Source organism: Nocardiopsis sp. iso_25 (genome assembly GCF_056173305.1).
Window position 1 is genome coordinate 1,784,649 of the sequence record NZ_CM149667.1, and the last position, 13,074, is coordinate 1,797,722.

Annotated in this window: 9 protein-coding genes; 3 read left to right on the plus strand and 6 right to left on the minus strand. The window is 70.4% G+C overall.

Going from position 1 to position 13,074, the window contains the following annotated elements; translation table 11 throughout:
• Nucleotides 1-336: 336 nt before the first annotated feature.
• Genes AC0VX6_RS07800 through AC0VX6_RS07825 form a run of 6 tightly spaced genes read right to left on the minus strand, consistent with a single transcriptional unit; the run spans nt 337 to nt 8,079 of the window.
• Complete coding sequence (locus tag AC0VX6_RS07800; RefSeq protein WP_475467950.1) at nt 337-1,560, minus strand: beta-ketoacyl-[acyl-carrier-protein] synthase family protein; 1,224 nt, start codon at nt 1,558-1,560, stop codon at nt 337-339.
• Nucleotides 1,560-3,704, minus strand: a complete 2,145-nt coding sequence (locus tag AC0VX6_RS07805; RefSeq protein ID WP_475483713.1) for an ABC transporter permease family protein — start codon at nt 3,702-3,704, stop codon at nt 1,560-1,562. The genes AC0VX6_RS07800 and AC0VX6_RS07805 overlap by 1 nt, the downstream gene beginning before the upstream one ends.
• Nucleotides 3,698-4,387 (minus strand): ABC transporter ATP-binding protein, encoded by a 690-nt coding sequence (locus AC0VX6_RS07810; protein ID WP_274976836.1) that lies wholly within the window; start codon nt 4,385-4,387, stop codon nt 3,698-3,700. Before AC0VX6_RS07810 ends, AC0VX6_RS07805 begins: the two co-directional genes overlap by 7 nt.
• Nucleotides 4,384-5,598, minus strand: a complete 1,215-nt coding sequence (locus AC0VX6_RS07815; RefSeq protein ID WP_274976837.1) for an SAM-dependent methyltransferase — start codon at nt 5,596-5,598, stop codon at nt 4,384-4,386. Before AC0VX6_RS07815 ends, AC0VX6_RS07810 begins: the two co-directional genes overlap by 4 nt.
• Entirely contained in the window at nt 5,595-7,058 is a 1,464-nt protein-coding gene (locus tag AC0VX6_RS07820; protein ID WP_475483714.1) for an aminotransferase class I/II-fold pyridoxal phosphate-dependent enzyme, read from the minus strand. The genes AC0VX6_RS07815 and AC0VX6_RS07820 overlap by 4 nt, the downstream gene beginning before the upstream one ends.
• A gap of 19 nt (nt 7,059-7,077) precedes the next feature.
• Complete coding sequence (locus AC0VX6_RS07825; RefSeq protein ID WP_274976839.1) at nt 7,078-8,079, minus strand: glycosyltransferase; 1,002 nt, start codon at nt 8,077-8,079, stop codon at nt 7,078-7,080.
• A 780-nt stretch (nt 8,080-8,859) separates the two neighbouring features.
• On the opposite strand from AC0VX6_RS07825, the gene AC0VX6_RS07830 reads away from it, so the two are divergent.
• The 3 genes from AC0VX6_RS07830 to AC0VX6_RS07840 all read left to right on the plus strand — a co-directional run bounded on the left by AC0VX6_RS07830 (nt 8,860) and on the right by AC0VX6_RS07840 (nt 13,061).
• A complete protein-coding gene (locus AC0VX6_RS07830) occupies nt 8,860-10,611 on the plus strand; it encodes an ABC-ATPase domain-containing protein (protein ID WP_475467955.1) in 1,752 nt (583 codons plus the stop codon).
• Nucleotides 10,612-10,968: 357 nt separating this feature from the next.
• The gene (locus AC0VX6_RS07835) at nt 10,969-11,895 is read left to right on the plus strand and encodes a proteasome assembly chaperone family protein (protein WP_475467957.1); all 927 of its coding nucleotides are present in this window, start codon (nt 10,969-10,971) and stop codon (nt 11,893-11,895) included.
• Nucleotides 11,892-13,061 carry a quinone-dependent dihydroorotate dehydrogenase gene (locus tag AC0VX6_RS07840; RefSeq protein ID WP_274976842.1) on the plus strand — a complete coding sequence of 390 codons (1,170 nt, stop codon included), beginning with the start codon at nt 11,892-11,894 and terminating at the stop codon, nt 13,059-13,061. Before AC0VX6_RS07835 ends, AC0VX6_RS07840 begins: the two co-directional genes overlap by 4 nt.
• The last annotated feature ends 13 nt before the right edge of the window (nt 13,062-13,074 follow it).

Consider the following 13,074-nt stretch of genomic DNA (forward strand, 5'->3'; position numbering starts at 1 on the left):
CCTTGGTATCGGGGGGCCGCGGCGCACCCCCCGGAAGACCGGCCCCGCCGCCCCAGCGGGGCCGGTCCTCTCCGGCGGACGGCCACCGTTGCGGCGTTGCCGGCGGAGCCGTCCCACCGGCGCCGCCCGCGTCCACTCCCGGACCGGGCGCCCGCGCCGGGGCGCCGCCCGCCCGGGCGGGCGGGACCGCAGGATTCAGGGCGCGCTGAACCCCCGGTCCTCGTCCGTGCGGGCGACGACCGGAGCGCCCGGTGGCGGTTGCCCGCGGGCCCTCTGCGGTGGTTCCGCCCAACGCCCCCCGGTGACCGGCCCCGCCGCCCCCGCGGGGCCGCTCCCTCACCCCGCCCGGGACAGGAGGAGCGAGGAGTTCTGCCCGCCGAAGGCGAAGGAGTTCGACAGGGCCAGTCCGTCGGGCATCGGCTGCGGGTCCCCCAGGAGCAGGTTGAGGTCGATGTCGGGGTCCACGTCGTCCTTGCTCACGTTCAGGGTGGGAACGGCCACGCCCCTGCCGAGGCTGAGCAGGCACACGATCGCCTCCAGCGCGCCCGCCGCTCCGAGCGGATGGCCGTAGTAGGACTTGGTCGACGACACCAGCGGCCGGTGCGGGAACAGGGACGCGATCGCCGACGCCTCCGTCCGGTCGTTGAGCTGGGTGGACGTGCCGTGCGCGTTGACGTATCCGACCTCGGACACCCCGTGGTCGGACCCCGGCGAGAACAGCCCCGCCATCGCACGGGTGACTCCGTCCAGGTCGGGGGCGAGCAGCGAACCCGCGTCCGAGGTGCCGTGGTAGCCCACCACCTCGCCGAGGACGGGCGCGCCCCGCCGCCGCGCGTGCTCCCACGACTCCAGGACGAGGACCCCCGCGCCCTCCGCCATCACGAACCCCGAGCGGTTCCCGGAGAAGGGCACCGACGCGCCGTCGGGATCGGACGAGGACGTCATGGCGCCCAGTTTCCTGAACGGTTCGAGGACCTGGTCGATGACACAGGCCTCAGCGCCCCCGGCGACGGCCACTTCCAGGTCGCCCGCGCGCACCCTCCGGAACGCCTCGCCGATCGCCACGCTGCCCGAGGCGCACGCGGAGGCGTAGCTGAGCGCCTCGCCCCGCAGCCCGAACTCGATGGAGATGTTCGCCGCGATCATGTTCATGAGCCCCTTGGGCACGATCAGGGGGGAGATCTCCCGCACTCCGTGGACGGCCCCGTCGCCGAACTCGGAGGCGAGGGTCTGCACACCGCCGATCGAGCTGCCCATGAACAGGCCCGCCCCGTGGAGCACCTCGGGCAGACCGAGCAGGCCCGCACCGGTCAGGGCCTCCTCCGAGGCGCGCAGCGCCAGGCGGGTGACCCGGTCGGTGTGGCGGCGGACGCGGGTGGGGAACCCCTCCTCCCAACCGTCGGGCACCCGGGCGACGAGGGTCACGCCCTCGATGTCCGGTTCGGTGAAGTTCGTCCTGCCGTCGAGCAGCGATCCCCAGAACTCCTCCGTGTCAGCGCCGATCGGGCTCACCACGCCGGTACCGGTCACCACGACGCGTCGTTTCGTTTCGGACACCATCAACTCCTTCTCAGGCGGGATCGCGACCTGATGAGGACGACCGCGAACAGCACGAGCACGGTCGAGCAGGTCAGGGCGAACGGCAGATAGGACGTGCTCGCGGGGACGAAGGTGACGAAGGTGGACATGATCCGGTCGAAGAACGCCCGGACCACGGCCGAGGCGGCGAACGCGGTCAGAGCGACGAGCGACACGACCAGGGGAACCGTGTAGCCGAACACCGCCCGGTTGAGGACGCCGGGCGAGTAGCCGTTCATCCGCATGATCCGGACGAACTCGCCCTGGGTGGCGAAGGTGAAGCGGTAGATGGACAGGAGCATGATGGCCAGAAGGGCCACCGCGATACCGATGAGCAGCGACACCTGGATGTTGATGATCTCGACGATGCTCTCCCCGGAGGAGGCGATGCTCTCCCGCGAGACCGAGGGGACCGCGTCGTGCAGGTCGGGGTGGCGCGACCCGGTGAACGCGACCGGGACGGACGGGGCCCGCGTTCCGGAGTCCTCGATCCGCTGGTCCTCGGGGACGTACACCAGCGCGGAGGTCGCGTTGTCGGTGACGGCGCCGACCTCCAGCGTGTACTCGGCCCCGCCCTCGATGTCGGTGAACCGGAGTTCGCTGCCCTCGCCCACCCCGTACTTGTCGGCGAACGCCTCGGTGACGGTGGGTTCGTCCACCTCACCGAAGAAGCGCGAGTCCGACGGTACGGAGAACACCATCTGCGCGACGTGCTCGTCGTCGTACAGGGTGGTGAGCCGGGCGAGTTCGTCCTCGTCCCGTTCCAGGCCCGCTTCGGCCACGGCGTCGAACAGCACGTACATGTACTCGTAGTCGGTGTCCGTTTCGAGCATCGCCACGTACTCGTCCACCGAGATCTTCAGCATGAACGAGAAGTTCACGAAGAGGCTGACGATCAGCACGAGCGCGACCAGGGACAGCGGCTCCCGGGGGTTGCGCAGGGCCTTGACCAGCCGTAGCCGCAGCCCGAAGTCGGGGATGAACCGCAGCCCCGAGGTGGACACGCGGGGCTCCCGGCGTGCCCTGCGGCGCCGGCGGGGCCTTCGGTGGACCGTCCGGTAGCAGGCGTAGTCCACGAGGAGCAGCACGGCGAGGGTGACCAGGGAGACGGCGACCAGCACCGGGACGTCGACCGAGAGCGGCGGATAGTTGTAGAGCCTGCCGTTGATCGACATGATCGGTGTCGCCGCCACCGCCGTCAGGGCCGTGCACACGACCCAGGCCGCGACGAGTGTGAACACCGTCTCGACCCGGTAGTGCCCGCGCAGGCGGGAGGCGAGCCCGAGCCGCTCGAAGGTGGCGATGTCGCGCTGTTCCCTCCTGCGTGTCTCGAAGTGGTACACGGACACCAGGGCGACGATGATGGCCGTGAAGATGACGAAGATGAGCGCGGCTAGGTCGCGCGGGGCGGCGGAGTCTCCGATGACCTGCTGGATCCGGGAGTTGTTGTCCGAGTCGCGTATGAGCGAGGGAGCGTACTCGTCGATGACGGACGCGACGTCGGTGCGCTCGTCGAAGGAGAACTGCCGGGTCGCCTCGTCGAGGAACTCCGCGTCGAAGGTGTCGCCGGTGACGAACGCCATGCCGAAATCGTCCGCGTTCGGCTGGAGGACCAGTTCGCTGCTCTTGGTGGTCATGTAGTCGGGCGCGGTCGCGAAGCCGACCACTTCGAGGTCGAGGGACCCGACGGTGACGCGGTCGCCGACCTCCAGCCCGTGGGCGTTCGCGTACTGCTCGTCGAGCAGCACGTCGTCGTCGGCCTCCAGGTCCCGTCCGGCGACCACCGCGTGCAGGTTGATCGACTCCCGGGGAGGGAACAGCCGCAGGGTGGAGTCGTCGGGTCCCGGCACGTCGGCGCTGAGCACCGACTCCACTCCGTCGGCCACCTCACCCCGTACCTGCTCCCCCTCCCCGCCGTCGGCGACGAAGTACCCCTCCTCCTGGTTGTTCTCCTCGGCGAAGCGTTCGAGGTCGCCGAGCACGCTCGTGGACGCCACGAAGAAGGAGCTGCTCAGGGTGAACCCGATGACCGTGATGAGGAAGAGCGTCACGAGCTCGGGCCAGTTGCGTCTCGCCCGTCGCCGTACCCGCTTGCGCAGCGTGTCGCGGAGGGCGGGGCTCACCATGCGACCGACGAGGCGTCCACGGGGGCCAGGCTCCGGTCGTCGGAGACGACACGGCCGTCGTGCAGGCGCACGACCTGGTGGGAGATCCCCGTGACCAGCTCGTTGTGCGTGATCATCACGATGGTGACACCGAACCGCAGGGTCAGGTCCTGGAGCACCGAGAAGACCTCGCGGGTCGACACCGTGTCGAGCGCGCCCGTGGGCTCGTCGCAGAACAGGATCGCGCACTCCTTGTTGAGCGCCCTCAGGATCGCGCACTTCTGCCGCTGGCCGCCGGAGCACTCACCGGGGAAGCTGTCCACCACGCCGCGCAGGTTCCAGCCGTCGATCAGCTCGTCCACCTTCGGGATGAGCGGCCGGTCGAGCACGATGTTCTCGTGCAGCGTCAGGTCCCCGATCAGGTTGTACTCCTGGAAGACGAACGCGATCTCGTCGCGGCGGAAGCGGTCGACCTCCCGGCGCGACAGGGAGTGGACGTCGCGGTCGGCGACGGTGACGGTGCCGGAGTCGATCCCCTCCAAACCGGACAGGCAGTTGAGGAGTGTGGACTTCCCGGATCCGGACGGGCCGAGGATGGTGCACAGCGTCGCCTCCTCGATCTTCAGGGACACCCCCTTGAGCACCGTGGTGCCGTGCTCCCCGCCGACGGGGAACGACTTGACCAGGTTCTCCGCCGCGATCACGAGACGCCCTCCGCCCGCCGCACGAGCAGGAAGTACGAGTAGTACATGCTGTCGGCCGGAACGATCTCCTCCACGGCCAGGCCGGCCTCCGAGAGCTGGTCCTGGAGTGTGCTCCAGTAGGCCACCGACCGGAAGTCCGACAGCACGCGGTTGAGGAGGGCCTCGGCCTTGACCAGGGAGTTGCCCACACCGGACAGGTAGAGCTGGGTGCCCGGCACCGGGGAGGTCGAGCGTACGAGGACCTCCTGGACGTCCTCGAAGTCGGGGAAGTACTGGCCGATGACGTAGGTGCCCGTCGGCGACAGGACCTCACGGACCCTGCGGAAGAACGGGACGCGTTCCTCCTCGGGCATGTAGAAGATCATGAAGCTGCTCAGGACCATGTCGAAGCGGTCGGTGGTGTCGTGGTCGGTGAACCGGACCGGTTCCACGCGTGTGTTCGGATGCCCGGACAACCGCTCGCGTGTGGCGTCGGCGACCTTCACCTGGGGTTCCAGGCCGACCATCCGGGCGGTGGGCAGGGTGGAGAGCACCGAGCTCATGTGCAGGCCGTCACCGCAGCCGATGTCCAGGACGGACGCGGGGGAGAGACGGCGGCAGAGCCGTTCGAACGAGCGCTTCGTGTAGAGCTCGTAGGCCAGGGCACCGAGGTCGGAGTAGAACTTCTCGGAGAAGGAGGGCGCGACCTGGGCGTCGAACCCCATGCCCTCCAGTTCGAGGATGTACCGGCTGAGGACGATCAGGTAGCGCACGTCCGGCCGGTGCAGCGGCCCGGACTCCCCGTCCGCCTCGGCCTTGCGGATGAGCCCTCGGACGAACACGTAGTCCTTCTCGGCTTCGGCGCGCGGGCGCGTGGCCGAGTCGCCGCCGAAGCCGGCGAACCCGGTGGTGTAGGCGGGTTCGGGGACGACGGCGCCGTCCACCCGTGCGGCGACGCCCAGTTCCAGGGCGAGCCGGAGGAAGTCGTCGAGGATGCGGGGGTCCGTGTCCGGGCGCGCGGACAGGTCGCCGTCGGGGAACTCCCGGTCCATGAGGGTGAGCACGATGTGCCGCAGGAACCCCTGGAGCTTGGACAGGAGGAGGAGCTGGAGCAGGGGTCCGCCGCGCAGGCCCAGCCCGTTCGCCGCCGCCAGCGCCGCGCGGACGACGGGCGTCTGCCGGGAGCGCAGGGCCAGGTTGTGCCGCCTGAGGGCGATCTCGCTGTGCCTCATCGGACGGCCTCCAGCTCGTTCAGGGCCTTGAAGGTCACCTCGAGGTCCTCCTCGGTGTGCAGGCGGGACAGGAAGAAGCGGAGCCTGGCCTCGTCCTCCCGGACCGCCGGGTGCAGGATGGGCGCCACGTTGATGCCGCTGACGTGCAGCTGTTCGGAGAACCTCAGGGCGAGGGCGGAGTCGCCGGTGATGAGCGGGACCACGGGCGTGCCCCCGCTCCTGCCCGTGTCCAGGCCCATGTCCCTCAGGGCGCCGAGGAAGCGCTGGGAGATCTCGTGCAGCTCGTCGATCCAGTGGGGGTTCTCCTGGCACAGGCGGATCGACTCCAGGGCCGCCGCGGTGTTGGCGGGGGTCATACCCACGCTGAAGACGAAGCCGGGGAGGTTGTAGCGCAGGTACTCGACGAACCCGCGGCTTCCGGCGATGTAGCCTCCGCAGCTGTTGAAGGCCTTGCTGAGGGTGCCCATGTGGATGTCGACGCGGCGCGGGTCCACACCGAAGTGGCTGGCCACACCGCGGCCCGCGCGCCCCACGGTGCCGATCGAGTGGGCCTCGTCGATCATGAGGAAGGCGTCGTGGTGCTCCTTGATCCGCAGCAGCTCCGGCAGGGGGCACAGGTCGCCGTCCATGCTGTAGACACCCTCGACGACGATGACGACGTTGCGGAACCTGGGGCGCAGCCGTGCCAGCTCCTGTTCCAGGTTCTCCATGTCGTTGTGCTTGAAGGGCTTGCGCTTGGCGTCGGAGAGCAGCGCGCCCTGGATGAGGCTGTTGTGGGCCAGGGAGTCGTGGAGGATCAGGTCGTCCTCACCGAACAGGTTCCCCAGGATGTTGACGTTGGTGCTGTGCCCGCCGACCTGCACGAGCGCGTCGTCCACGCCGATGAAGTCGGCGATCGTGCGCTCCAGCTCCCCGTGGAGACCGATCTCGCCGCCGATGAGCCTGCTCGCCGAGACCGAGGTCCCGTGCTCCGCGACGGCGTCGTCGACGGCCTTGCGGATACGGGGGTGGCCGTTGGTGCCGAGGTAGTTGTAGCTGGAGTAGTTCACGAACGTGCGGGCGCCGACACTGATCGTGTTCGCGGCGACCCCGCGGTAGGCGGCGAAGTAGGGCAGGTCCTCCTGCCCGCGGAGGAAGTCCCCGAACTGGACGATCTTCTCCATCCGCGCGATGCCCTCGGGAGCCGCGGGGGCGTCCGCCGGGGTCTCCTCGACCAGCGCGTGCAGACGGAGTTCGAGGTCGGCGTAGGTGATGTCGTCCTGGAAGTCCTCCCACGGGTCGATCGCGCGGATCTGGGGGTGGTTCTTGGCGAGGCTGGAGACGAGGTCCATGATCATGATCGAGTCGAACCCGAGGTCGTCGATCATGAGTTTTCCGGGGTCGATTTCGTGGGTTTCGTACGAGGCTATTTCAGCGACGGTTTTGAGCAGATCGGTACTCATGTTACTCGTGTGACTCATGGGGGCTCCAAGTCGTTCTTCACGGCTTCTGAGACACGTGTTCGTGAATGTGTTCCGCTGCTGATGCCGCCCCGTCGACCCCGGAGAGGAGTCCGCGGAGTTCCCGGGCACGGGAGCGGGTGTAGGGGTCTGTGAGGACCTTCTCCACGGCATTCCGGAAAGAGCTTCCGGAAACGTCCCCGGGGGAGACGGCGACGGCGTTTCCGAAGCGGACGCAGTCCGCCACGTTCCACCGCTGCTCCATCTGCAGACCGATTCCGACGAAGGGTTTTCCGGTCGTGACCGCGGTCTGCACGGTTCCCTCGCCCCCGTGGATCACGGAGGCGTCGATGAGGTCGCCGAGCAGGTGTGCGGGGAGGAGGCCGCGCACGTGGATGTTGTCCGCGACCTCGGGGAGGTCGCTCTCCTTCAGGTAGGAGGCGACGGGGGCGATGACGGTGACGGGCATCCGGGAGAGCTCGGCGAGGACCCGGAGCACCACCTCCCGGTTGCCGGAACTGCCCATGGCGAAGTAGACCACCGGGCGTTTCGCCCGCGCCGAGGCCTCGGCGACGCGGACCACGTCCGGAGGGACCTCCCGGTCGATCCGGGCGAAGACCGGGCCGACCAGGCGGTAGTTCGCGGGCATCCGGTAGGGGCGCAGGTAGCAGGAGAGGGAGGTGATCAGGTTGAGGTCGGCGTCGAGCGCCTGGATGGTGCGACCGGGCAGCCTGACCCCGTGCTCGCGCGCGACCGCCCGGAAGGCCGCGGGCTTGTAGGTGGTCATCCGGGCGGCTTGCCGCAGGAGGGAGGCGGCGCCGGTGTTGACCGCCCGGGGGAGCGGGCCGCCCCCTTCGACGAGCGGCAGCGACCGCGTCTGGAGGATGTGGGGCCAGCTGTAGGCGAAGGGCTTGACGTAGACGAGCGGCACGCCGGCGGCACGGGCGGAGACGAACTGGCTGAGCGTCGTGCCGATCACGACCGCCGCCGGGCGGAGCGTGCTGATGAGGGCGAGTTCGCTGGCGACGCGGGTGCGGAGCATCGCGGCGGTGAAGGGGTGCCGGACCGCCTTCCCCTGATCGACGCGGATCAGCTGGTCCGCGTCTTCGTCGGTCAGCGCGGGGGCCAGGCGGTGAAACGTGAACCCGGCCTCTCCAATGAGACCAGAGTATCTTTCGGAATACCCGGAAAAGACGCATTCATATTTTCCGCGGAGGTGCTTCGCCACCTCGATGGACCGGGTTGTCTCCGCGAGATTGAATGTCTCGGGGGCGAACAATATAACGCGCACCAGTAAACGCACCTAAGCAAAATTTATGGGACGTCCACGAAAGTAGCATTGGCGAATATAAGCGTCAAATGTGACTCAGATCACACTAAAAGTCTCATGTTTTGGAGGGCCAGGTGAGGAAGGCGTGGGGCTGGGATGTTCCGTCGGGCCCGTGCATGTTCCCTGGTGAAGTTTTTCCGTCCTCGGGGCGGAGGAATCGGTGGGTTCACGTTCTGCAGTCACTTCTTGCAGTATTTCGACCACGAAGAGAAGTGTTGGATTCGTGTTTCTCGCTTTTCTGCGGCTATGTTGCGTGCTTGTTACCGCGGGGCGGCTTCAGTGTGCCGCTGCCGGGGCGCGGGGTGTTCGCACCGGTGCGCCGCCCGGGCGGCGGGCGGGACCGCGGAGTCCAGGGCGCGCCGATTCCCGGTTCCTCGCCCGGGCGGGCGGCGACCGGAGCGCCCGGTGCGGTTGTCCACAGGCCCTCTGCGGCGGATCCGCCCAACGCCTAACCTGGCCGGAACAGAGGAAACAGACGTCTGGGGGACAGCGATGACGGGACGGTACGGGGGCGGCCAGGGGCGCCGGTACGGGGGCGGCGGGGGCCGCGGCGGCGGGCGCGCGCCCGAGCCCGAGCCGATCCGCGGCGTCCGCGACGGGGCCCGGCTCTCCGAGGAACTCCTGCGCATGGACGGCGCCTCCTACGGCCGCTACAAGTCCCTCAGGGGGGACTGGGACTTCGGCGACTTCACCCTGACCGTGCAGCGGGTCCAGGCCGACCCCTTCGCGCCGCCCTCGCGGGTGCGCGTGCTCATCCCGGACGCCGGCATCCCCAAGAGCGCCTGGGGCGACCCGGTGCGCCGCCGCGCCACCGCCGACTACCTGGGGCGGCGCGCCCGCCGGCTCCTGCGCGGATCGCTGCTCAGGATCGACACCGGAGGCCAGGAGGTGATCGAACGCTCCTCCTGCCAGCTCACCGACGGCGGCATCGACCTGCGCATCGGCATCGACCTGCCCGGCCACGGCCGCCGCATCGACGGCCGCACCGCCGAGCGGGAGCTGTGCCGCACGCTGCCCGGCCTGGTGGACGACCTGGACTGGGAGGAGGTCGACACCGAGGAGGCCGCGGCCTTCGCCGACAGCGTCGCCGACACGGTCGCCCTGCGCTCCCAGCTGGAGGAGAGGGGCCTGGTGGCCTTCGTCGCGGACGGCGCCGTGCTGCCCCGGCGCAGCGGTGTCAGCGACGAACCGATGACCGGCGGCGCCGTGCCCTTCGCCTCCCCCGAGGGCCTGCGGGTCAGCGTCGACCTGCCGCACCGGGGCACGGTGAGCGGCATGGGCGTCCCCGAGGGCATCACCCTCATCGTCGGCGGCGGCTTCCACGGCAAGTCCACCCTGCTGCACGCCCTGGAGCGCGGTGTCTACGACCACGTCCCCGGCGACGGCCGCGAACTGGTGGTGACCAGGTACGACGCCGTCAAGATCCGCGCGGAGGAGGGCCGCAGGGTCGAACGCGTGGACGTGAGCGCCTTCGTGCGCAACCTGCCCACCGGCGCCGACACGAGCGACTTCCGCACCGAGAACGCCTCCGGGTCCACCTCCCAGGCGGCCAACATCTGCGAGGCGGTCGAGGCGGGGTCGCGCACCCTGCTGGTGGATGAGGACTCCACCGCCACCAACCTGATGATCCGCGACGAGCGCATGCAGGCCCTCGTGCACGGCGACCGGGAGCCCCTGGTCCCCTTCATCGACCTCGTCCGGCCCCTGCGCCGCGACCACGGGGTGTCCACGGTCCTGGTCATGGGCGGCAGCGGCGACTACTTCGACGTCGCCGACCACGTGATCATGCTCGACGCCTACCACCCGTACGACGTCACCGAACGGGCCCGCGAGCTCGCCCACGAGCGCGTGGACGCGGACTTCGCCCTGCCGCGCCCCCGCGTGGTCGACCCCGCCTCCGTGGACGACAGCACCTCGCGGGGCCGGGGCCGGATCAAGCGCCGCGACATGGACGTGCTGGTGTTCGGCGACCACGACGTCGACGTGCGCGCGGTGGAGCAGTTCGTCGACCCCGGACAGATCACCGGCGCCGGACTGGCCCTGCGCGAGCTGGTCGCCGGACGCCACCTGGACGGCGTCCGCACCCTCGCCCAGGCGCTCGACTCCCTGGAGGAGGCCCTGGGCAGAAGGGGCGTCACCCTGCTGGGCTCCGACTTCGGCGGCGACTACGCCCTGCCCCGCCGCTTCGAGGTCGCCGCCGTCCTCAACCGGTTGCGCTCGCTGCTGGTGGCCGACCCGCGCTGAGCCGCCGACCCGCAGTGAACCGCCGGGGCGCGGTCCGGGCCGGGGTGTGGCGGTCCTCTCATGCCCCGGTTGCAGGAAGCTCCCTCCGCCGGTCGGGGTTGGTAGGGGTGTGGGTGAGCGTCCTGGCACGGCTCAGCCGGTCGGGGTTCGCTTCCCGCACCGGTCGGCGGCGGTGGTGCCGTGGGGCGCGAGCGCCCTCGCGCGGCTCGGTCGGCGGGCTGGTGGGTCGGTATTCTGGAGAAGCAGGGCACAGCCTCCCAGGCGGTGCGAATCGGGCCTTCCCGGCCGTACCCCGGCGTCCGACCGCCGCGTGAGCGCGACCCTGTGACCCCGACCAGTTTTGGAGACGAGAACCCGGTGCGTGACTCCGCAGATCTGTACGAACTCCACCCAGGCTTCGAGGACGTCGCCGGACTGGCGATGCTGGTCTGTCTGGACGGCTTCGTGGACGCCGGACACGCCGGGCGCCAGATGATCACGTCGCTGTTCGACCGGTTCACCGCGGAGGAGGTCGCGACCTTCGACGCCGACCGCCTCGTGGACTACCGCTCGCGCCGCCCGACGATGACCTTCGTCGAGAACACCTGGACCGCCTACGACGCGCCCAAGATCGCCCTGTACCGGATGCACGACGACGAGGGCGCCCCCTTCCTGGTCCTGCACGGCCCGGAGCCGGACCGCGAGTGGGAGGCCTTCGTCGCCGCCGTGGGGAGCCTCGTCGACCGCTTCTCCGTCACGCTGTCCGTCAGCGTCCACGGCATCCCCATGGCGGTCCCGCACACCCGGCCGGTCACGGTCACCCCGCACTCCACCCGCCCCGAGCTGGTCGAGGGGCACACCCCGTGGATCGGCCGCGTCGAGGTGCCCGGCAGCGCCACCTCACTGCTGGAGTACCGGCTCGGCGAGCGCGGCCACGACTTCGTGGGCTACGCCGTCCACGTGCCCAGCTACCTGGCCCAGGCCCAGTACCCGCGCGCGGCCATCGCCGCCGCCGAGTACGTGGCCGGGGCCACCGGCCTGGCCCTGACCACCACGGAGATGGAGGAGGTCGCCGCGGCGACCGACGTCGACATCGCCGAACAGGTCATGGCCTCCGAGGAGGTCCAGCGCGTCGTGGCCAACCTGGAGCGCCAGTACGACGACATCATGTCCTCGCGGACCGACCCCCAGGAGCGTCCCACGCTCCCGCTGGCCGACGACGACGCCCAGCTGCCCACCGCCGACGAGCTCGGCGCCGAACTCGAACGCTTCCTCGCCGAGCGCGAGGGCGAGGGAAACGGATGACCGTGTTCTACCAGATGCTCTTCCGCTCGGTCCTGCGCCACATGGACGCGGAGAAGGTCCACAAGCTCAGCTTCGCCGCCCTGCGCGGCGTGACCTCCCTGCCCGCCGTGGCCTCCGCCATGAACGGTGTGCTCGGGCCGCGCGAGCCGGAGCTGACCGTGCACGCCCTCGGGCAGGAGTTCCCCGGCCCGCTGGGGCTCGCGGCCGGTTTCGACAAGAACGCGGAGAGCCCCTCCGGGCTGGCCGCGCTCGGCTTCGGCTTCGTCGAGGTGGGCACCGTCACCGCCCAGCCCCAGCCGGGCAACCCCCGGCCGCGCCTGTCCCGACTGGTGGCCGACCGCGCGATCGTCAACCGCATGGGCTTCAACAACGAGGGGTCGGCCCTGGTCGCCGAACGCCTCCACCACCGGCGCGGCGGCCGCCGTCCCGTGCTCGGCGTCAACATCGGCAAGACCAAGGTCACGCCCGAGGAGGAGGCCCCCGCCGACTACGCCCTCAGCGCCCGGCGCCTGGCCCGCTACGCCGACTACCTGGTGGTCAACGTCAGCTCGCCCAACACCCCCGGACTGCGCAACCTCCAGGGCGTGGAGCAGCTGCGCCCGCTCCTGGCCGCCGTGCGCGGGGCCCTGGCCGAGGCCGACCGACCGGACCTGCCCCTCCTGGTCAAGATCGCCCCCGACCTCGCCGACGAGGACGTCGACGCCGTCGCCGACCTCGCGCTGGCCGAGGGGCTCGACGGCATCATCGCCACCAACACCACCATCTCCCGCGAGGGGCTGACCACCCCCGCGGCGCAGGTGGAGGCGGCCGGTGCGGGCGGCCTTTCCGGCGCCCCCCTCAAGCGGCGCTCCCTGGAGGTGCTGCGCCGCCTGCGCGCCCGCGTTGGCGACCGGGTGACCCTGATCGCCGTCGGCGGCATCGAGACGCCCCTGGACGCCTGGTTCCGTATCCGCGCGGGGGCCAGCCTCGTGCAGGGCTACACCGGTCTCATCTACGGAGGCCCCCTCTGGCCCCGCCGCATCAACCGCGGCCTCGCCCGGCTGGTGCGGGCCTCCGGCCACCGCTCCATCAACGAGGTCGTCGGGGCCGACGTCCCCGCCCCGGTCGCCCCGGCGGCCGGTGGCGGGCAGGGGACGGACCCCGCCGCGGCCACCGCCAGGGGCTGAGCCCGCAGCCGGA

Bases quoted from the DNA above. Each gene is read 5' to 3' on its own strand.
- AC0VX6_RS07800 (WP_475467950.1), bottom strand. From the start codon at position 1,560: ATGGTGTCCGAAACGAAACGACGCGTCGTGGTGACCGGTACCGGCGTG.
- AC0VX6_RS07805 (WP_475483713.1), bottom strand. From the start codon at position 3,704: ATGGTGAGCCCCGCCCTCCGCGACACGCTGCGCAAGCGGGTACGGCGA.
- AC0VX6_RS07815 (WP_274976837.1), bottom strand. From the start codon at position 5,598: ATGAGGCACAGCGAGATCGCCCTCAGGCGGCACAACCTGGCCCTGCGC.
- AC0VX6_RS07820 (WP_475483714.1), bottom strand. From the start codon at position 7,058: ATGAGTCACACGAGTAACATGAGTACCGATCTGCTCAAAACCGTCGCT.
- AC0VX6_RS07825 (WP_274976839.1), bottom strand. From the start codon at position 8,079: ATGCTCCGCACCCGCGTCGCCAGCGAACTCGCCCTCATCAGCACGCTC.
- AC0VX6_RS07830 (WP_475467955.1), top strand. From the start codon at position 8,860: ATGACGGGACGGTACGGGGGCGGCCAGGGGCGCCGGTACGGGGGCGGC.
- AC0VX6_RS07840 (WP_274976842.1), top strand. From the start codon at position 11,892: ATGACCGTGTTCTACCAGATGCTCTTCCGCTCGGTCCTGCGCCACATG.